This window comes from Neobacillus niacini (genome assembly GCF_030817595.1).
Lineage (GTDB): Bacteria > Bacillota > Bacilli > Bacillales > Cytobacillaceae > Neobacillus > Neobacillus niacini_G.
The window spans coordinates 651,338-672,718 of sequence record NZ_JAUSZN010000001.1 but is presented as its reverse complement, the minus strand read 5'-3'; the positions used below and the strand labels follow the sequence as shown (position 1 = coordinate 672,718).

General features: G+C 37.6%; 19 protein-coding genes and 1 riboswitch. Of the genes, 4 read left to right on the top strand and 15 right to left on the bottom strand.

Annotation, left to right across the window (positions count from 1 at the left end; all coding sequences use genetic code 11):
• Positions 1–224: 224 nt before the first annotated feature.
• The 5 genes from QFZ31_RS03330 to QFZ31_RS03310 form a co-directional block, all read right to left on the bottom strand.
• On the bottom strand, positions 225–1,100 hold the full coding sequence (locus QFZ31_RS03330; protein WP_307300881.1) for a 5'-methylthioadenosine/S-adenosylhomocysteine nucleosidase: 876 nt from the start codon (positions 1,098–1,100) through the stop codon (positions 225–227).
• A gap of 175 nt (positions 1,101–1,275) precedes the next feature.
• Positions 1,276–1,378: riboswitch (purine riboswitch) on the bottom strand.
• Between the two features lie 314 nt (positions 1,379–1,692).
• Positions 1,693–2,280 (bottom strand): hypothetical protein, encoded by a 588-nt coding sequence (locus tag QFZ31_RS03325; protein ID WP_307300879.1) that lies wholly within the window; start codon positions 2,278–2,280, stop codon positions 1,693–1,695.
• On the bottom strand, positions 2,280–2,576 hold the full coding sequence (locus tag QFZ31_RS03320) for a hypothetical protein (protein ID WP_307300877.1): 297 nt from the start codon (positions 2,574–2,576) through the stop codon (positions 2,280–2,282). The genes QFZ31_RS03325 and QFZ31_RS03320 overlap by 1 nt, the downstream gene beginning before the upstream one ends.
• Before the next feature lie 353 nt (positions 2,577–2,929).
• Positions 2,930–4,009 carry an NAD(P)H-dependent flavin oxidoreductase gene (locus QFZ31_RS03315; protein WP_307300876.1) on the bottom strand — a complete coding sequence of 360 codons (1,080 nt, stop codon included), beginning with the start codon at positions 4,007–4,009 and terminating at the stop codon, positions 2,930–2,932.
• 46 nt (positions 4,010–4,055) lie between these two features.
• Positions 4,056–4,226, bottom strand: coding sequence for a Fe3+ hydroxamate ABC transporter substrate-binding protein (locus QFZ31_RS03310; protein WP_307300874.1), 171 nt, complete (start codon positions 4,224–4,226; stop codon positions 4,056–4,058).
• A 276-nt stretch (positions 4,227–4,502) separates the two neighbouring features.
• On the opposite strand from QFZ31_RS03310, the gene QFZ31_RS03305 reads away from it, so the two are divergent.
• Positions 4,503–5,228: a hypothetical protein gene (locus QFZ31_RS03305; protein WP_307300873.1), complete on the top strand. Its 726-nt coding sequence runs from the start codon at positions 4,503–4,505 to the stop codon at positions 5,226–5,228.
• Positions 5,229–5,787: 559 nt separating this feature from the next.
• Here QFZ31_RS03305 and QFZ31_RS03300 read toward each other — a convergent pair.
• Both QFZ31_RS03300 and QFZ31_RS03295 read right to left on the bottom strand, forming a co-directional pair.
• A complete protein-coding gene (locus tag QFZ31_RS03300) occupies positions 5,788–7,440 on the bottom strand; it encodes a flavin-containing monooxygenase (RefSeq protein WP_307300872.1) in 1,653 nt (550 codons plus the stop codon).
• A 47-nt stretch (positions 7,441–7,487) separates the two neighbouring features.
• Entirely contained in the window at positions 7,488–8,432 is a 945-nt protein-coding gene (locus tag QFZ31_RS03295) for an alpha/beta hydrolase (RefSeq protein ID WP_307300870.1), read from the bottom strand.
• Between the two features lie 140 nt (positions 8,433–8,572).
• On the opposite strand from QFZ31_RS03295, the gene QFZ31_RS03290 reads away from it, so the two are divergent.
• Positions 8,573–9,268 (top strand): helix-turn-helix transcriptional regulator, encoded by a 696-nt coding sequence (locus QFZ31_RS03290; RefSeq protein ID WP_307300868.1) that lies wholly within the window; start codon positions 8,573–8,575, stop codon positions 9,266–9,268.
• 219 nt (positions 9,269–9,487) lie between these two features.
• Here QFZ31_RS03290 and QFZ31_RS33750 read toward each other — a convergent pair whose 3' ends face one another.
• From QFZ31_RS33750 to QFZ31_RS03260, 7 genes are all read right to left on the bottom strand, one after another.
• Positions 9,488–9,592, bottom strand: a complete 105-nt coding sequence (locus QFZ31_RS33750; protein WP_373459818.1) for a putative holin-like toxin — start codon at positions 9,590–9,592, stop codon at positions 9,488–9,490.
• A gap of 227 nt (positions 9,593–9,819) precedes the next feature.
• A complete protein-coding gene (locus tag QFZ31_RS03285; protein ID WP_307300867.1) occupies positions 9,820–10,719 on the bottom strand; it encodes a TIGR01777 family oxidoreductase in 900 nt (299 codons plus the stop codon).
• A gap of 73 nt (positions 10,720–10,792) precedes the next feature.
• Positions 10,793–11,419, bottom strand: a complete 627-nt coding sequence (locus QFZ31_RS03280) for a class I SAM-dependent methyltransferase (RefSeq protein WP_307300866.1) — start codon at positions 11,417–11,419, stop codon at positions 10,793–10,795.
• Between the two features lie 247 nt (positions 11,420–11,666).
• Positions 11,667–12,257 carry a cupin domain-containing protein gene (locus QFZ31_RS03275; RefSeq protein WP_307300865.1) on the bottom strand — a complete coding sequence of 197 codons (591 nt, stop codon included), beginning with the start codon at positions 12,255–12,257 and terminating at the stop codon, positions 11,667–11,669.
• Between the two features lie 119 nt (positions 12,258–12,376).
• Positions 12,377–13,543, bottom strand: coding sequence for a cell division protein FtsZ (gene ftsZ / locus QFZ31_RS03270; RefSeq protein ID WP_307300863.1), 1,167 nt, complete (start codon positions 13,541–13,543; stop codon positions 12,377–12,379).
• 605 nt (positions 13,544–14,148) lie between these two features.
• Complete coding sequence (locus QFZ31_RS03265; protein WP_307300861.1) at positions 14,149–17,313, bottom strand: ATP-binding cassette domain-containing protein; 3,165 nt, start codon at positions 17,311–17,313, stop codon at positions 14,149–14,151.
• 164 nt (positions 17,314–17,477) lie between these two features.
• On the bottom strand, positions 17,478–17,648 hold the full coding sequence (locus tag QFZ31_RS03260; RefSeq protein ID WP_307300860.1) for a hypothetical protein: 171 nt from the start codon (positions 17,646–17,648) through the stop codon (positions 17,478–17,480).
• A 255-nt stretch (positions 17,649–17,903) separates the two neighbouring features.
• On the opposite strand from QFZ31_RS03260, the gene QFZ31_RS03255 reads away from it, so the two are divergent.
• Positions 17,904–18,458, top strand: a complete 555-nt coding sequence (locus tag QFZ31_RS03255; RefSeq protein ID WP_307300859.1) for a MerR family transcriptional regulator — start codon at positions 17,904–17,906, stop codon at positions 18,456–18,458.
• A gap of 364 nt (positions 18,459–18,822) precedes the next feature.
• Positions 18,823–19,998 carry an IS256 family transposase gene (locus QFZ31_RS03250; RefSeq protein ID WP_307300857.1) on the top strand — a complete coding sequence of 392 codons (1,176 nt, stop codon included), beginning with the start codon at positions 18,823–18,825 and terminating at the stop codon, positions 19,996–19,998.
• A 377-nt stretch (positions 19,999–20,375) separates the two neighbouring features.
• On the opposite strand, the gene QFZ31_RS03245 is transcribed toward QFZ31_RS03250, so the two are convergent.
• A complete protein-coding gene (locus QFZ31_RS03245) occupies positions 20,376–21,320 on the bottom strand; it encodes a patatin-like phospholipase family protein (RefSeq protein WP_307300855.1) in 945 nt (314 codons plus the stop codon).
• Positions 21,321–21,381: the final 61 nt, after the last annotated feature.

Genomic DNA, 21,381 nt, shown 5'->3' with positions numbered 1-21,381 from the left:
AAGATTAAGTATATGCTTGTTTTTACCTCCTGTGTAGACGCTCACTCTTTTGAACCAACGACAAAAGACATGGTCTCTCTTGCTGAATCGGATTTATTTATTTATTTATTTATTTACACTGGTGTGGGCATGGAAAAATATAGATCTGATAGAAACTGCTATAAACCAGTAAAACAAATTAAATCCTGCCACTTACAATGTGGCAGGATTTTTCTTTAGATTATTTATTTATTTTTTATCATTGAAATATATTCTTTAACGACTTCATAAACATAATCTTGATTTGCTGCAGCTGTACCTGGATTATAAGTACCGCCATTTGTTTTATTATTCGATAAGATTCGGATACCCAAGAACGGCACATCATAAGCATCTGCAATTTGTGCTACTGAGGCACCTTCCATTTCTTCTACATCGGTACCGTATTTCTCATGGATCCAATTGATTCGATCCACTTCACTATTCCAAAAATCAGCTGAACCAATGGTACCTTCGACTACCTTACCCTTCGTATACGTGTCTTTTACGGCATTAGCAGCCTCCAGTAATTCCTGATCGCCCTCATAGTAGCGGACTTTATTAGCACTATCATCTGATCCGCTTCCTTCCGAAGCCATTAAATCCATTGGAATCCATGTAGTTGGATCCATTCCTTGTCCTTCATCCATATTTGTTGTTTTTAATGAACCAATATTGGTAGTTCTTTCCCCTAACACAATGTCAAATACATTTAACTCAGGATTATGTCCGCCTGATGTACCTTGGTTGATAATGGCGATTGGTTTATATTTTTCAATAGCTAATGCTGTTGCAGCAGCTGAATTTTCCATTCCCTTACCTGTTTTCGCAACGATAACTGGATAATTATTTATTTTTCCTTTGTAAAAAACAAACGTTCCTGACTTTTCCACTTTCACTTTATCTAATTTTTTCGCAAACTCTTCCGCCTCTATTGGCATTGGACCTTGAACGATAATGGGTCTCTCGGCCCCTTCTACTTCTGTTTCATTTAGTAAAGATGAATTACATCCTGCGAGCATCACGAACATGCTGGAAATAGCTGCTACTGAAGCAAATTTCTTAAATAAATCTTTTTTCATCATTAACCTCTCCTCTTTCTCTAGTTGTGTGATTTACTCGCTAATTGTTTCCAAAGAAAAAGTCTAGAAAATGCAGGAAATCCTGTCTTCTAGACTGACGAAAGTCAAAGTATAAAAATAATTGAGCAAGAAGAAATTGCTAAATCATAAAAACGGTACCGACTAATACGCCGGGCAACCGTATACTTTAACTCGTAGTCTAGTTCATTATTGGGAACCAGGTAGAAACACTCAGACCATATTACCGAGTATATACGAGTAATGAATTCAACGAATATTACTTCCTTAATATAACAAAGTTGCATTAAGTATTCAATAAAAATGTGAACATTAATTAGAAATAACTACAATAATGTTCGTGTTTTAGGATGAAAGTAACGGATTTTTGGCTTTAAATCCCCTTTTTAATAAAAAAGGCGATTCTTCACATGAAAGAATCGCTCCGTTTTTATTTACGGGTTCGGTTATTGGGGAGAAAACTCAAATTAACAACTTAATTCGTACCTTAATTAGAACATCTTTTAAAAATAAAAAGAGCAACTGAATTCGCTCAGATGCTTTTTTTACTTTTAAAAATATGAAATTACATTGTTTATTCTTTAACCGCTAAGACAACATCAGCATAAAATTCACCATCTAATAACACTTCATAACGCCACACGCCGCTTTTTGGAACTGAAAAGGTAGCAGTGAAACGTTCTAAAGTAGAATAGCCAGTTGACGGCTCTTTAATTATTTCTGGGGACAATCCTGTAATTTTTTCTCCAGAATCTTTATGGTAAGCATATATAGCTAATTCTTTCCCTTTAAAAGTCTCAAAAGGTGCCGTGAAATGAAATAGGTATCCATACGGTTTTCCTGCTGAAAGAGATGGGTCTGGGGCAACTAATAATAACACCTTTCCATCTTTAATATATACATCTCTATTTTCTATAGTTTCTTTTATCATAAATTCCGATAAATCTTTGGTGCGGATTAACATATCTTCAATTTTATGTTCATCATTTAGATTCGCTTGCCCATTCACGATTTCAATTTTTGATTTTTCACTGCCTTCTTTTTGGAGCTGCACTTCTATTGAGAAATTATAAACGCTATCTTTTGCATTTACCTTTTCGTATTCAATGTTTTTTATCTTAAATTTGTAATAATCGTAATATTCACCAATCGATTGAATCATCAATGTTGAACCGTAGCTATTAACGAATTTCGTGTAGGACGTTTCATTTGCAAAATAATCTTAAATAGGTTTTCATTATATTGATTCAAGGCTTCATATTTTTCTTCACTTCCTTTATCCAATATTTGTTTCAATTCATCACTTGGACCTATAAGACTATTTTGCAATACAGCTTCAATGGTCTTTATATTTTCATCTTGAGCTTCCGTTTCCTTTTTTTCGCTACATCCAACTAACATTAATAGAAGCAAGGTAAATAAAGCGGTTGCAAAAAAATTGTTCATTCGTTTTTTCAAGTAAATCTCCCCCTTAAATTAACTATATCATAAATTTTTCCAATTACTTTCTAAAAATAATAGTTCACTTGTTTACAAGTGAACTATCTTAAGTAAATTATATCCTTCCAAACCAATCGTTGTGCGGGTGTTTCCATTCGCAAAAGTTTTAGCACGGGTTTTAACAATAACGAATAAATTTATGGGGTTTTGTTAATTTGTATGCATATTGATGTGCTAATTATTATGTTAAATCTGTTAGAACATTGATATAACAATAAAAAGGGGGACACTAATTCATATGTGAATTGTGTCCCCAATTAGTCTGTTATTTAATGTTTTCTCCCCAATAACCGAACCCGTTACAATTTAATCTATATCTTTTTTTTGATGTTTTTAGCTTCGGTTAATATGGTTTGGAATAGCATTTTAACACTTTGATTTTTTGCTAATCTAGGACTTTGACCGGACCAAAGTGATAGGTAGTCTGGGTTTTGTTGAGAAGATGAAGCTTTTCTTATAGACTGAGTAAGTACATTTTGAACCGGGAAATCTGGTAATGAATCTTCGTGTTTCTCTATTTCATCAATAAATTTATTTTTTATTCCTCTTGCATATTTACCAGAAAAAGCTCGAGTTAAGACAGTCTGGTCCTCTTTTGCATGCATAATAGCTTCTTTGTATATCGGATGCGCTCCACTTTCGATACACGTTAAAAATGCAGTCCCCATTTGAACTCCCATTGCCCCCAAGCATACAGAAGCCATTAAACCTCTTCCGTCCATAATTCCACCAGCAGCTATAACCGGAATGCTGACATGATCGACAACTTGTGGAATGAGTGACATTAAACCTATTAAACTATCTTGAGTTGATCTAATAAAGTTACCGCGGTGTCCCCCCGCTTCACTGCCTTGCACCACAACCATATCCATTCCTGACTTTTCAACTTCAATGGCTTCTTCCACTGTTGTAGCTGTTCCAATCACAAAAATATTATTTTGTTTTAATTCCGAAATAACTACCTCAGAAGGAATACCAAATGTAAAGGAACAAACTGGAACGCTTTCTTCAATGACAACCTTAATCTGTTCAGTAAATGATTCAAATACATGCCCAGATGTTGGAATTTCTATGGAATTTTCTTCGTTTATATGTAATTGATTTCGAATAGGCTGTAAAAGCTCATTAGCTGAATTTATTTCATTTTCTGTATAAGCAAATTCGTTAGGGACAAATAAATTTATACCAAAAGACTTGGATGTTAGCTGCTTTAATTCTCTGATTTGTTCTCGGATCTGATTTGGAGTCATATAGCCAGCGCCAATCATTCCAAGACCTCCAGCATTCGAAACCTCAGCTACTAAGTTCGAAGTCGTTATTCCTCCCGCCATCGGAGCTTGAATGATTGGATACTCGATTTTTAAAAGCTCAGTCATTTTGTTTTTTAACATTGATAACACCTCATAGATAATATTTTCCTGGATATACTTACTCTTCCTATTTTTTAAGTGCAATGCAGTCTTGGCAAACAAATTTCCCTTCGTTTCTTAAATAGGCTTTGATTTCTGTAAAACCTTTACGTTTTGGATATTTCATTTTTACAAAAACCATTTCATCTTCCTTAATTTCTTTCTCACAAACCATGCATTTTGGTTTATCCCACAACATGTGCAAACGCCTCCTTTATTAACAAGGATTGTAATTACTGTTTAAATTTGTATATAACTATTTTATTAGTTTATTAGGATAACGGCAATACGAAAGACCTAAGACAATTCTCCTACCTTATAAAAAAATGGGCACCTGAAAATATATCTTCTCATAAACCAGTGTAACCATACTCATATGATATCGTCTACTTTATAAAGATAAGAATTGCAGCATACAATCTGGCAGTGGTCTTAACTCAATAATTTGTATTGTCATCAAGAAAGGATGATTGTTATGTTTCAATCAAAAAGGTTTATTTACATTCTAATCAGTTTTTTCGTGTTCCTGTTGTTTTTTACACCCAGAATGATTTCTCCAACGTCGAAACATGAGTCTGTATCTGCGGCACAGATGAAAATAGAGAAAAAACAAAAGGAAAAAGTCAAAATGACGGTTGAATATAAGGGTAAAATCCTTCGTGATCTGGAGACACACTATTACTTATTTTCAACTTCTAAGAAAGGAACCATTAACATTAGTTGGGGACCGGATACGCTTGGATCCGATTATATCATCACGGATAAAAACTGGTCAGCGATGTATGGAAATGGCGATGAATTGCTAGCAGGAGATTATATGTTAGTGATAACATCAAATCCAGCTGAATCACCAGAAGACCCTTCCCTGCTTTCCTATCATTTCATCCTAAAAGGGCTTACATTTAAGGAAGCACCTGATACTACACTCCCAAAACTAACCATTGAAAGTCCTGCCCAGCTTGTGACACACCTTCCTGTTGGTGAACACGATGTCACATTCAAAGGATACTCGGATGCCGATCGTCTAATTTTTACAGACGAGGAGACCACAGAACAGTTACCAAATTCATTTGAAAAGACTATTCATTTTGATGAATCTTCACCTAACTATCGTGCCTACCGGATTACCGCAACTAATGCAACAGGCAACAGCGTTAATCGATATTTTGAGTTTATTTATGATGGTGGAATTTCGGAATAAACTAGAAGGGTTCGTGATTTTGAATGGTAAAAGGTTACTATACAAGTGACCATAAACCCTTGTTGAGTAGCCTTATTACATTATTTATAAGGATGGTCACAATTTTTGGGCTTCATGAACCCTTCATGAGACCATTTTTTCGCAATAGCTAATGATTTTAGGCTTCATGAACCCTTCATGAAGCCACTTTTTAGAAATAACTGATGTTTTTGGGCTTCATGAACCCTTCATGAGACCACTTTTTAGAAATAATTGATGATTTTGGGCTTCATAAACCTTCTATGAAGCCACTTTTTCGAAGTAACTGATGATTTTGGGCTTCATGAACCCTTCATGAAGCCACTTTTTAGAAATAAATGATGTTTTTGGGCTTCATAAACCTTTCATGTGACCACTTTTTAGAAATAATTGATGATTTTGGGCTTCATGAACCCTTCATGAAGCCACTTTTTCGCAATAGCTAATGATTTTTGGCTTCATGAACCCTTCATGACCAAATCTATTATCCATGTCTGGTCCGATAGCAAAAATCCCTAGACGTATGTCTAGGGATAATGATTTATTTTATACTGCCCTGTATATCCGCCGTGGACCTTTCAAACGTAAATCCTTCATACCCATTCTCAGCAATTTCTGTACATTTTTGACGGTACGCACCGACGCCGCCTAAATAGATTAAGAATCTGCGAGTCTTACCAGGAATGTTGGCCCCGGTATACCAGGATTCTGTCTTCGTGAATAGTGTGGCTTCCGCCACTTCACGGCAATGCTTGCTCCATGCTTCTTCTGCTTCCACATTTGCTTCCACAGTTTCCAAGTTATTTGCAACCATGTATTCAATACAATCCGAGACCCATTCCACATGCTGCTCAATGGAAGCCGGCATATTACTGAAAACCGAAGGACTTTCAGGTCCGGTAATCATGAAGAAATTAGGGAAACCGGCATTGGCAACACCGAGGTAGGTTCGAGTATCTTCTCCCCCATTCCATTTTTCCTTCAATGACACACCATCTTTACCGCGGATGTCCATCTTTAACAATGGTCCTGTCATGCCGTCAAAGCCAGTAGCAAACACAATGGCATCGAGCTCGTATTCTCCTTCAGACGTACGGATCCCCGTCTCAGTAATTTCAGCAATTGGATTCTTCTTTACATCTACTAACGAAACATTATCTCGGTTAAACGTCTCGTAGTAATCAGTATCGATAATCGGCCGTTTTGTTCCGTAATAATACGATGGCATAAGCTTATCAGCAACGTCTGGTTTGGTAACAATGGAGCGAATTTTCGAACGGATAAATTCAGCCGCCAATTCGTTTGCCTCTGGATTAATGGTAATGTCATAGAAAGAGGTAAAAATACCTTGACCGCCAACCTCCCATGCCTCTTCAAACTTCGCCAACCGTTCCTCAGGGGTTACCTCAAGCGCTGATTTCGTAGGCACTTCTGCAGGTGCTCCTCCTGCAGATTCTCGTATTTGCTTCTTAATTTCGTGGAAGTTCTCTTTTGCCTCTCTGATATATTCTGCGTCATAAGGGTGATTTCTCGCAGGTGCACTATATTGCGGTGTCCGCTGGAAGACCGTGAGATGAGCTGACTCTGCAGCGATGACCGGAATCGCTTGAACGCCGCTCGAACCAGTTCCAACAATCCCCACCCGTTTGCCTGTAAAGTCAACCTTTGTATGCGGCCAATGCCCTGTGTGGTACCAATCTCCCTTATAGTTTTCTAAGCCATTAAATTTAGGTAGGTTTGATGCAGAAAGACATCCCACACCCGTAATAAAGTACTTTGCTGAAACACAAGTACCATCGTTTAGAGAAATCTGCCATCTCTTACTGTCTTCATCATAATGTGCTGCCTGTACCCGGGTCTCAAACTGAATGTCGGTTCTCAAATTGAATTTATCAGCAACAAAGTTAAGATATTTTAAGATCTCAGGCTGCTCGGGATACCGTGAAGACCATGTCCATTCACGATAAAGCTCCTCTGAAAAGGTATAATTATAGTAGATACTTTCCGAGTCACAGCGTGCCCCAGGATAACGATTCCAATACCAGGTACCGCCAACACCATCGGCGGCCTCATATACTCGAGTCGATAAACCAGCTTCACGTAAGCGATAAAGCATATACATACCTGAAAAGCCTGCACCAATTACAACTGCGTCAAAACTTGCAATTTGATTCGCTTCTTGTTTAGATGTCATTAGCATTTCCCTCCTAATATAAGGTTCAGATACAGCTTCTATCTTAATTAGACTCTACTTACCTCTTGATCTACCTTTGCTAAAAAGGTAGCAAATTTATCAATCGACCCTTTAATATCTACCGGGAAGACCGCCATATTCGTAAAGAAACCATGGATTAAGCCTTCCTCACGTGAAGTTTCCACATACACTCCGGCTTCCCGAAGCCGTTCTGCATAGGCCTCCCCTTCATCTCTTAATACATCATACTCTGCTGTCAGGACAAAAGCAGGCGGGAGATTACGTAAATCTTCAGCTAAAATAGGTGCGACAAGTACGTTCTTAGCGTCCTCGTCATTACGGATATAGTAATTGCCAAACCAAATCATAAGGTCTCTGTCTAAACCAAATCCTTCTTTAAACTCTTCATAGGAAGGGGAATCATAACTTAAGGCCGTAACAGGATAGATAAGTACTTGACCAGCAATGGCAGGTCCGTTTTCTTCTCGTGACTTTAAGGTCATGGCAGCAGCGAGATTGCCGCCCGCACTATCACCGCCTACGAAAACATTGGAAGCGTTTGCATTTAAAGCCGCAGCATTTTCACTTACCCATTGTAAAGCAGCATAGGAATCTTCAACCGGTACAGGGAACTTATATTCAGGTGCAAGTCGATAATCGACAGAGACGACAATCCTTTGGGTTTTATTTGCCAACATTCTGCAACTGGCATCAGCTGTAGCAATATCGCCTATTACCCATCCGCCGCCATGGTAATATACAAAAACCGGGAAAGGACCCTGCCCTTCCGGTGTATAAATTCTCACATTAATTTCTCCGTCTTGAACGGGTACAAGGCGATCTTCAATCTTTGCAAGTGGTGCTAGTTCTACCTCTACTGGAGGTGCCATCGCAAACATATCTCTTACTGTTTGTGGTTCTAATGAAGCGATTGGCGGCATTTGCTTAAATGCCTCTAGATAGAGTTGTGATTCTGGTTTTAAATTTGCCATTGTCATCTTCCCTTCGTTTTAAAAGTATTCATCTTTTTTTGTATAAGCATGGTAAGTACTATCTAAATAATAAAATATTTTGTATAATTTGAATATTCCCAATTTTATATCTACCCATTCCCCCAAAAGGAGATGATAATTTGGCTTCACAGTATACCTTGATGGACAAAGTTGTACAGCTGGAGGAAACTGCTAGTCATGAGGAGAAGTTGTATAAAATATTGGAATTATACATGTCAATCTACCCTGTACGGAATTCGTATTTATTCCGCTTCTCACCTTTAGGTTATTTGGGTGAAGGAATTATCATGTTAAACACCACTGGCATTGTCTACATAAACGATATCCGGGACAACATTCGTACTTTGCCTATCATTTACTCTGCAATCTTAGAAAGAAGAGCCAAGTATTGCTCAGGGATTGAATTTTTAAAACAAACAAGCAGCAAGTATATCCTTTCCGCCAACGTAAATTCAATGGCTGTAATCCCGATTTGCTTTGATAAAGTGGTGATCGGCTACATATGTACCACAGAATTTTCTAATCATGCTGTAATCGATGAACAGACACTTACTTCTCTTACTGATTACGGGAGAATAGTTGGAAAGTACATGGAAAAGACAAACACCTTGGACGAAACACCAAATTTAAGTAAAAGAGAATTAGAGGTAATGAGAAAGATTTCTTGGGGAGAAAGCATGAAGGAAATGGCTGATGCGATGGACATAAGTGAATTAACAGTAAAACAATATGTGAAGTCAGCAATCAAAAAGCTTGGTGCACATAATCGTTCTCATGCAGTAAGTGAACTTTTAAGAAGAGGTATTATTTCTTAAATAGAATGTAAACGCTTACTATCTATATTTGTTAATTAGATTACACATCATATATGTTTCTTTTTTCCTACTTTTCGTTATAATATAGATAGACATCATCATAAACTAAAAAGACCGAACATGGTGCAACATGTCGGTCCTGCAATAGACGGTCTCTCAATAGGATCGGCTAGTATGCGTATAAATAATCCACCCGAGGCTTCCAAACTCATGGGTGGGTTATTTTTTTTGATTAAACGTCAGAATGGCAATGACTAAACTAGTAAAACCAAACATAATCATGAACGTTTCAAAAATTGTCAAACAGCAGCACCCCCTTTCCATTGGGAGCATGCCGACACTATTGAGACACCTATTCTATGCCTTTCTAGTATATCATAAAACCACTTAAAATAAGAACGTATATTCGTATATTCTATAATAAAAACTAAAGCATACCTTTTAAATAAAAAAAGCTGTCTTTCGTTAAAAACGAAAAGACAACTATTTAAGAGGAGGATTTCGTGAACATGGTTGCAATCTGAACAACAATCAATGCGAAAATAGTTAAACTATGTAAGCAGATCGTCTAAAGCAAGTTTTAGTATCGGGAACGTGAATTCAAACCCATAGTCGATTAACCTTTGCGGTACTACATGCTGCCCCTCCAAAACGAGTGCACTTTTTTGCCCAAGGACCATTTTCATAGCGAAAGAAGGAACAGGCATCCAGTGTGGACGATGTAACACCGAGGCAATAGTCTTTCCAAAATCGTCCATCTGAACTGGTGATGGTGAAGTAACATTGACGGGTCCTCGCAAGTCTTCATTTACAAGGGCAAATACGATAGCGCGGACAACATCCAAAACATGAACCCAGGATACCCATTGTCCACCCGAACCTACTTTTCCGCCCACAAATAAACGGTATGGCAGTGCCATGAGTGGCAGTGCACCTTCCTCTTTACCGAGCACGACACCGAATCTCATAAAGACCGCGCGAACAGAATGTCCTTGTACTAAATTCGCTTTGTTTTCCCAATCATGTACTGTCTTCCCTAAGAAATCATAGGCTCTTTCCGACGAAGATTCCGTATAGACAGTTTTTATTGAGGCAGGATAAATGCCGATGGCACTTGCACTGACCAGAACTGAAGGTTTGTCGGGTAGCAAGGAGATGATTCTTAGTAACTCGTCTGTTGCAGTCATCCGACTTTCATAGATTTGTTTCTGATGGTTCTCACTCCATCTGCCATCGTTGATGGAAACACCAGCTAAGTTAATAAAGGCATCTGCATGTCTGATTTCCTTTTCTGGTTGAGCGCCTTCCTCTAGCCACTTTACAAATTGGACTTTCCCGGAAGATTCACGATTACCTCTTGTTAAAATCACAACAGAATGCCCTTCTGCTTGAAGCAAGTCTGTTAACTTTTTCCCGATAAAACCCGTACCGCCGGCAATAACAATCTTCATTTTATCTCCCCCAATTGGCCCGTCGTCCAGCAATCCTATTTTTAATGGAAACTATTATTATTGTATGATTACTCTATAGTTCCTTCTTGCATGTCACCATTATAAAGTTGATGGAAGGTTTATTTTCCATGTTCTTATTTGGTTCGTCCATTTCTGAAAACTCTACGAGCCCATATTTTTCAAAATCTCGTTTTATCGAGTCAGAATCATAAAAAAACATTTTCACGCCTTCCATGATCTCGAAATAATCTTTATCCAATTGTTTGCCCTTTCCAAACATTGGGGCATTTTTGGAAACAGTTGTAAAAATCATATAACCATTTGGTTTTAATTGATTGTAGCAATCCTTAATAAATTTCTCTCTCTCACGTGCATTCAATAAATGAAGAAGTGCATAGCAAAAGATGCCGTCATAAAGTTTATTGTCAAAAGGCATATCCGTTACCGAACCATGGAAAATATCAAAATCAAGCCAGTTCTGCCTCGCCAATTCGATTGCCGTTTTTGAAATCTCAATTCCTGTTACGTTAATTCCATTGTCGATAAACACCTTCGCATTTCTACCATATCCAATACCTGGTATCAGTATGTCCTTAACGTCCTTTTGAAGAAAGAAGTCCTTAGTCAAAATTGCGGAGTCAGAAGGTTCAAATCCCCACATCGTTTCTTTTTCGATAAAGCTTGATTCCCAGAACTCCATCAATATCGATCTCCTTTGGAATTAATATGAATATATGTATCATGATTAACGCTAATGTTAAACATTCCCCTATCCAGTTCTTCTAACTTATATCGGGGTGCTGCTACCTCATCTTTTATCTGCCAGCCTACAATTTATACCATTTAAGACCAAAAAAATTCGAACTTACTCTATAGGAACAATTTGAATTTAATAAAGCCCCAATAAACAAAAAAGCTGTTTATTAGGGCTTATTATTTTATGTTGCTTATGCATGGTTTTCTTCTGCAGCCATGGCCTCTGCTTTTGTTTTATGAACAGTTCCAAAAGGATGCTGAGGCGGTGCGTAAATGGAATAAAGTTTAAGTGGTTTATTCCCTGTATTGGTTACATTGTGCCATTTACCAGCAGGTACCATGATGGCAAAATCATCAGAAACTTGCGCTTGAAAAGATAAATTATCTTTGGAATTGCCCATTTGGACGATTCCATCACCGTCCTCAATCCGTAAGAATTGATCAATATCGGGATGCACCTCTAAACCAATATCTTCCCCAACGCCGATACTCATTAAAGTAACTTGCAGATGATTTCCGGTCCATAATGCAGTACGAAATGTACTATTTTGCTTAGAAGCCTCGTTGATATTAACCACATATGGCTCTTTTCCATAATCCTTCAATTGAATGGTTCTTACATCTATAACAGGGTGCCAATGTCGATATGGATTTGGATTTGAATATACAAACTCATCAGTATAATCCCAATTCATAGTCTGTCTTCCATAGTGATCTATTGGAACGTTTACATAATAAGGATTTTGATAAGGATAGGGATACATATAAGGAACATAGTTCATTTTGCACATTCCTTTCAAAGAATTATCCCGTTATCCTATTCCTTTTGAACAATGAATGTACCTAATCCTTCCCTAACAATCTACCGTACGATTCGAATTACAGCTCGTAATAAGTAGTCTTAAAAGGAACGATTTCGTTTTCTTCGATTACGCAAGAACGCTGGAATATCCTCAGATTCCTCTGATTCTTCTCGGTGTTCATCATATTCTATAACTTCTTCGAAATGGATAATGGGCTCGGGTTCTTGATATTGTATACGTTGCTCCCTCCTGTAGGAATGTCGCGTTTCCTCAATGACTGGCTGGGAAGGCTTATGTACCTCAGTTTCCTCTTTCTCAGTGAAACCTGTAGCAATGACCGTTACAATTATCTCATCAGTCAAATTTTCATTAATAACCGATCCAAAAATCATATTCAATTCTTCATTCGAAGCAGAGGCAACGATTTCGGCTGCTTCCTGTACTTCAAAAAGACTTAAATTGTTACCGCCAGTAATATTCATGATCACACCATGTGCACCATTAATGGAGGTTTCCAATAGCGGACTATTTAATGCCTTTTCCGCAGCTTCCGTTGCACGATTTCTACCTTCCGCAATGCCAATTCCCATGAGAGCAGTACCTTTATGGGACATGACTGTTTTCACGTCAGCAAAATCAAGATTAATTAAACCAGGCACAGCAATTAAATCAGAAATCCCTTGAACACCCTGGCGAAGAACATTATCCGCTTCCCTGAAAGCTTCAATCATCGGCGTTTTTTTATCTACAATCTCCAATAGGCGATCATTTGGAATAATAATTAACGTATCTACAGCTTCCCTCATCGCACTAATTCCACTTTCTGCATTTACAGCTCGCTTGTGCCCTTCGAATTTGAAAGGACGCGTGACAACACCAATCGTTAATGCACCAAGCTTCCGGGCAATTCTCGCAATTTCAGGTGCTGCACCTGTTCCTGTCCCACCGCCCATTCCAGCGGTAACGAAGACCATGTCGGCACCCTTTAACACTTCTTCGATGTGGTGTTTACTTTCTTCCACAGCTTTTCTTCCTATTTCTGGATTAGCCCCGGCTCCTAAACCTCTGGTTAAATTGGACCCGATTTGCATTTTAATGGCTGCACTCGATTGCTTTATTGCTTGTGCATCCGTATTAACGGCGATAAATTCTACCCCAACAACTCCATCCTCAATCATTCGGTTTACGGCATTATTACCCCCGCCGCCTACACCGATTACTTTAATTGTGGCTAATTGGTCCATACTTGTATCAAATTCTAACATGGTTATTCCTCCCGTTACATGAAATCCTACTATTACACTATTCGCTATTATTCGGTAGTCATTCTATTATTCGATTAAGTAGAGTTACTTTTTACCCCTAAGTAAATTACTAGAAAAATAATATAGTTTTTAGTCTACGGAACATTAAATTTATTGTCTAGTTAAGGGTTACCTATTATTTCGAGAGGTGATATGGGAAAAAGCACACCCTTCTTTAAGGTGAAAAGCAGTCATATTTTTCCTTTTTGGGGGAGTAAGGTCCTGTTTGTTTTGAGGGTATTTCTAATGTTAAAGGCAGTTAACAGTCTGGTTACAAATTGGTTAATATCCTTTGGTTCGACAAATTTTGAAAAAGTCCCCTGTTATGATGGCTTTATATCTTAGAAGAAGGAAGAATAGGAGGAAACATGGCGGAAATATTGCTTTACCTGGGTACATATGTCACCGTTACTCTTGCTGTTGGCTGGTTGATTACAATCGGGTTTGATCTTTTTCTAAAATAAATTGAAATTTTACAAACACCTGCTTTCCTTTGTAAACTAGAACATTAAAAAAACTCATTTGCAATGATCAATTGCAAATGAGTTCTCCTTAGCATTGTTTAACTACTGCTCAAGCACTTGATAAACTGCCATCATATCTGGTTTATTCAACTCACGAATACGATTAAAAATAGGGATATCTGCCACAGCCTCAGTAACTAGGCTTCCTGACACAACATCACTTACTTTACCAGTAAGCCATGTTTGTACCTCAATGCCCTCGACCATTTCCTTCCGCCCTTCATCGTTAATGCCGCTCGCATGACAACTCACACATGGTACCGATAATTTATGTACGCCTTCATGGAGGTTATCTTCTGAAATAACCTTTTTCCCATTACAGAAAGGACATGGATGAGCCGCTTTTATCTTATTAATTAAGGTAACAATTTTCTTGTAGGCGAAAACTTCATAAACATACGTTAGTTTTTTGTATTTTCCATTGGTAAAATATTTATCAATAATCGCTTCTCTTGTTTCAGTAATATTGTCAAAATCACAGATAGTCACTAGATTTTTACTGCTTATGTTTTCGATATTGCCTTTTATATTGCCCCAAAATGGTAAGGCATTTTGCAACACCACTTCATAGCCAACAAAGCTTGTGAGTTCAAGTTCAAACATCTTCAAACTTACCTGTGTTTCCCGGGGCAATAAGGATACATCTTCTGTGAGTACCATATCGCCGCCTACAATACTTTTTAGTTTTTCAAGTTCCGGTAAGTTGCCTACTGTTTCGATGACCTGATCAAGTGGCATTTGGATAATCTCTCGAATATCACGATCACCAAAATGAAGTTTTTTATGGTGGTTTAACACGGTTCCTTTGCAGACCGGACAAGTGATCATTTCTTTTGATTCTTTCATTTGCTCTTTAATAATCGATTTCGAAATGAACATATAACGCCCCAGGATCATATTAAAGCCTTCCCATGTTCTCTGTGCCTTACCTGCTTTATCGTAAAATGACTTTTCCCAATACCCATATAAAAAGGTATGCTTTTCTGCTTCTGTCATCTCATTGTAGCTTTTACTAATATCTTGACCAAGTTCATTCTTGATCTCATCAAAAAGGAATTGCAATTTTGGATATTGGTACCATTTTAATACCTCCATCACATCGGGATATAAAAGCCCATCCCAAAATGGTACGGTTTTGTCTTGTACGACCACATCGAAATCGAACTTTTCAATGACACGCCGGCCTGAGCAGCATGGACAGTGATTGTCTTGCAGATAGAAATCGAAGCTTCGTGTATCTTTATTTGTCTGATGAGACGCCACAATATGATTAATCAGACCGCCAATTTCATAGAGAAAACTATATTGACTATACAAATGTCGTTCTAGATCAATGGCGATAACAGGTGCGATTGTTTCAGATTCGTATTCCCCATAGATCAAACGAGCCATAGATGACAAGCTTTTTAAAATGCCGCCTTTATAGATGTTTTCAGCATTTTTAAAATAGGCGATTTGATTTTCTTGTTGATAGCGAATGCCACTTTGCAACCCAAGCGTTGAAGAAATTTGAATGGGCGTATCGTTATCTTCACGCTTATTATGACGAACATAATCTTCATGACTTAGAACATCTAAATGTGTGACAGGTTCAATCTGTCTTTTACCAAAATCAACGATATAATCTGAGCTTTCAAGCATATAGGCATTGTGTTCAATCATGATGATGGAGACAGACTCGTCTTGAAGAATGACTCTAACACTATCAATAAATTGATTTAAGATATTTTGTGACAACCCTTTTGAAGGTTCGTCAAAAATAAACAGCGTATGAGGGTTCCTTGTATTAGCAAACAGCTCAGATACTAAATGAACACACTGAAACTCACCCGTTGATAAAGTTTGGGTCTTTCGTTCTAACGTCAAATAACCGAGGCCAAGTTTAATCAATAAACTCAAACGTTTATGTGCGATGTCTTCATTTGGTAGTTCTTCAATAATATCTTCAATCGAACGCTGAAAAATATCATCAATGTCATCAGTATATTTGGTGAGTTTTCTTTTTATATCAAGAAAAGTAGCGACCGTAGAGCGACTGGTGATTGATTGGTTTCGATCCTGCCCAACGATCACCAGCTTGTCTTTTGGATAACGCTTCAAAAAATCTTTAGCGATACACTCATTAACCAACGTGGATTTACCGCTGCCAGACTCACCTGTAAAAGTGACAAGTCTATTTTTAGGAATTTCAATCTCAGCCATTTGTATATTACGGCAGTATAGGTCCCGAAATTGATAGTATTCTGTTGGAGGTGCAGGATTTCGTTCCCAAATGACTGGCTTTGGGCGTGGTGATTCGTCGACAAGTTTACCACCATATTTCCCGCTTCCAGGTCCAAAGAACAATTGATCGTCCGTTGCATCGAGTACGGTGTCTGAATGATCGATGAGCCAAATTTGATTTTTAAAGCCTAACTTTCGAATCTGTTCTAAAATTTTCAGTAGTGTTTGATGATCAAGACCTACGGAAATTTCATCGATAATAATCACGGTATTTTCACTTGCAGCCATGAATTCTGCTAGGTAAAGCCGAGTTAATTCTCCCCCAGATAAGGTCCCCATGATTCGGTTCAAGGTTAAGTAACCGATATTCATATTGATAATGTTTTGAAGTATATGTAGCTTACCTTCACTGATATGTAATTCTTCTGCTAGAGAATATATAGCTTCAATGCTTAAGTTGTTTGAATCGGAAATACTATGTGGCTGACCAAATAATTCAAGCTTGTACTGCTCAACTTCCTGGCTATAGCGCCTGCCTTTACACTTTGGACATTCAACATTTTTGGTGGTCCCGCGACCTTTACAATCTGGACACCAGCCTAATGCATTATTAAAGGAAAAAACCTCTGGGGAAAGATGATGTTTATCCGCAAAGCATTCCCTTATCTCTCTAAAGACTCCTGTATGCGTTCCAATGGTCGAACGTGGATTGGATGATATCGATGATTTTCCGAGAAAAAGGACCAACGGCATGTCTTCCATTTTAATTGCACTGAAATTTGTTTCCATGATATTGGAAAAAAGATACTGATATTCAGCCTTTGGTAACAGGGAAACAAGACGCTTCTTGGATTCTTCACCGATGGTTTGACAGAATGTGGTTTTACCTGAACCAGACAATCCCGCAATTCCTAGTGATTGGTCTACTGGTATGGAGGCATCTAATTTGTTGATATTGTTGGCAATTAATGTATTAATTTTCAATGGATATCCTCTCCACTCTCGAATTTCAACATTAATAATAGCACAACTACAAGTTAATACGTTAGTTATAGTAAAAACGTTTACAAATTCTCATAATTAAAAGCCAAAAGGCACCTGAGTACGCCTTTTGGCTGTCATATTTAACAAGGTTTTATTTTTTTTAATTAAACTGCTTGTTTCATAGATTTTGTAGGATTTACGGAAATGTTTTTAAATTGAGATTCTAATTGAGCTAAGTCAGCTTGATCTTTCTCCTTAAGTCGATCAAAAATAACAACGCAAATATAATAAGAACCAATAAAATAACTAATACAAATCAACCAAGTTAGAAACATGTCATTTCCCCCTTTGTTATCTTCTTAATGTTATTTTAAGGGATTTTCCCACCATCTGATGTGATATACATCACGAAAAATAAGATTAAATAGATCTTTTTTGATTAGATGTTTCAACTATTTAACAGTCTAATTACAAATAGTTAACTATCCCTTGGTTCGACAAATTCTTAATTATCACTTGGTATAATACCTTATATACATAATTCTTAATTAATCATAAATTTAATCAATATTAATAGAGGAGGCATTGTTATGACGGAAATCTATTCCCCTAGTCATGTGCAAGTATTACTTGGCATTGATAGCAATACATTACGAAAGTATGCCACTCTATTAGAAGGACATGGGTATCCTATTCACCGTAATAGCAGAGGACATCGGGGGTATTTCGAAAAGGATATTATCACACTACGTAAATTCATAGAATTCATCAACCAAGAAGGAATGACGCTGGAACTTTCAGCACAAGCGATTATGACAGGGATAGCTGAAGCGAAAATAACAGTCGAGGTTACGGAAGCAGAACCAGTACAACTTATGCCTGACCAGATAATGACGCAAAATGGTGATTTAGATGAAATATCGGAACGGATCGAAAATTTAGAGCGCATCAACATGGATTTGCTCACACTCCTAAAGGAGAAAGCCGTACGGGAAGCATATCTAGAAGATAAGATAAACAAAATCTTAAAGTATGTGGAACGAACCGAGCAACTGTTGGAGGAGCGTAGTAATTTCATGTTAGAGGAAACTAGAAACCAGATTGCAGCTGCACAGCAAAAGAAATGGTGGCAGTGGTGGAAATAAAAAAACGTCTTTCTTTTTATGGAATGGGATCCTTTGAGGTGCTTTTCTTAAAATACGTGCCGAAATCACAGTCGTATTGGAATTAAAAACACCTTAGTTGTTTTGCACCAAAATAAGGTTCTATTAGATTTTTGATAAAAAAGTCACTCTCTTTTTGTTAAGATGTCTTGTCCTTAATCGATTAACCAGCAAGAGTAAAATAAGCGGAGAATTTCCGGTTAAATGCTAAATGGAGCTAGTTTCGGGGTAAATAAGCGGAGGTTTTCGATTAAGTCCATATAATTGTGTAAAAAGAAAATGAGTCAAATTAATTCCTCATGGCTACAATGTTAACGGCTAAGAAAACAATGTGGAGGAATTAATTATGACTCAAGTACAGTTTAACCTAAATATCGATGATTTAAAAGATTCTGTTATGAACTCTAATATAGACGCTGTCATCAAAGCGTCTATCGTCTTGGTATTGAATTCTTTTATGGATAAAGAACGTGATGAGTTCTTGCAAGCCGGATCCTATGAACGTTCTATTTCACGACGTGACTACCGTAATGGATACTATGATCGTGATTTATTAATTAGCATTGGGAAAATTACTCTTCGAGTACCACGTACTCGTAGTGGAGACTTTTCGACTACTGTGTTTGAACAATATGCTCGTTGTGACCAAGCCCTCGTATTAGCCATGCTTGAAATGGTTGTAAATGGGGTCTCCACAAGAAAAGTTTCAAAGATCATGGAACAACTCTGTGGGCAAAAGGTTTCTAAATCATTTGTATCTACACTTACAGAAAAGCTAGATCCTATAGTGAATCAATGGGCAAGTCGACCTCTGAATACGATGTACTACCCTTATATCTTTGCAGATGCCATGTATATCAAAGTAAGAGAACATAATCGTGTTGTATCTAAAGCTGTTTATATCGCAACGGCCGTTGACCAAAACAATAGACGTGAAATTCTAGGCTTAAGAGTAGACCATGGGGAGAGCACTGAAGCCTGGCAACGATTTTTCCAGCACCTAAAGTCAAGAGGACTACAATCACCTAAGCTAATTATTTCAGACGCACACAAGGGGTTAAAGTCTGCCATTGGTATAGAGTTTGTTGGATCCTCTTGGCAACGGTGCACGGTGCATTACAAAAAGAATATCATTACGCATATGCCAAAAAAAGGCATGGACGAAGTGAAAATGGGTTTAAAAAGAATATTTGAGGTAGCGTCGGTTGAAGAGGCAAGAAAATATAAAAATGAGTTCATTGAGCAATTTGGAGATAATCCAAAACTAGAAAAAGCTATAGAGATATTAGAAGAAGGCTTCGAAGATGCCATTCAATATCTAAATGAGAAACCAAAATACCATAAGCATATTCGAAGTACAAACTCGTTAGAAAGAATCAATGAGGAAGTTCGTAGAAGAGAGAAGGTAATTAGAATATTTCCTAATACACAATCCGCATTCCGATTAATTGGTGCGGTCTTAATGGACTATGCAGAGGAAGTAGGAAGAAGAATTATTCAGGACCAAGAAGAAAAGAAATAGTAACCGCGAAGCGCGAATTTTTGGTGTACTGGAAGGGGGGTACCCCCCTTCCAGTACACCAAAAATAAATAAGCTGCTTAACATTGTTCTTCATAGGAATGAATTTACACATAATAATGGGCTTGACTAGGTTTTCCGCTTAATCAAAGAAAAATCTCCCATTTTCGTATTTTTCGAATCAATAGGCGGAATCTCTCCGTCTATAAAAGCTTTTTTTAATACTAATTACTCATTAAGCGGAATTTCTCCTCCTATTTATCTGCACAGGTGCTTACCTTAATAATATTTCTTAGAAGGCTAAAAGACGTATGACTTTTCATACGTCAATTCGGTGTCTTTTAATAAGAATGCACCAGAAAACGGAACCCTTTATCATTTTATGGAATGTCGTTTTCTAGCTCCCTTGAATTCTTTAATCTTTGCAATCTATTGGCCTTATGTTGTTCAAAATCCCATCCTTTTAAAAACTTTTTTGTGGATGTATAACCAGAATTATAGAGAAAATTGATCTCTTCCTCACTAAGAACAAAATCAGTTGCATTAATGCTGCCTGTCGGAATTTTTATTGTGCGCTCTAGTGTATCTTCGTTCATATGTCGTAAATCATGGGCTTGCAGCATCGTTCTAAAAATATTTTTAAAAAGATGCAGCGGTGTTGGTATTACTGGATCTATACTAACTTTATTTTTTACAAAACGGAAACCGAACGTGGGAAACCGAGGGTTTGGCGTATCAAAAATCCAAATTGGGAAGTTACTTAGCAAACCGCCATCTAAAATGTAAGAATTGTTACGATCTTTCGATTTCCAAATAACCGGACGGAAGAAAAATGGAATCGATGCACTCATCATGACGGCGGTTGAAACCCTTAAATCCGTAGGGGTCATTCCATAGCGCTCTAAATCATCTGGCAAAATAAGCATTTGGCCGTTCGATACATCAGAAGCAATGATCTTTAACTTTCCATCTGGAAGATCTGCAAATGTGTTAATCCCTTTTTTTAACAGAAGTGAATCGATCCAGGCTTCTAAATAATCATTTTTATATATACCGAGATTAAACATCAGTTCAAGTAAACTGCCGATAATGGGAATTCGGTTCATAAGTGACCTGCCTCGAAGCTTAGAAAAATCCAGTTCACTCAAATGCTTTCTAATTTCATAGCTTTTATAGCCGCTTGCCAAAAGTGCAGCGATTACAGCTCCAGCTGAGGTTCCAGCTATTCTTTGCCATTCAACCTTTTCCTCTTCCATGGCTTGAATGGCTCCGACAAAAGCAATTCCCCTTGCTCCACCGCCTTCGAAAACAGCATCTGCTCTCAACTATATACACCTCTCGCTCTCCGACATAAGTTTAAAATGCTATTTACGGAGAAAAATATCA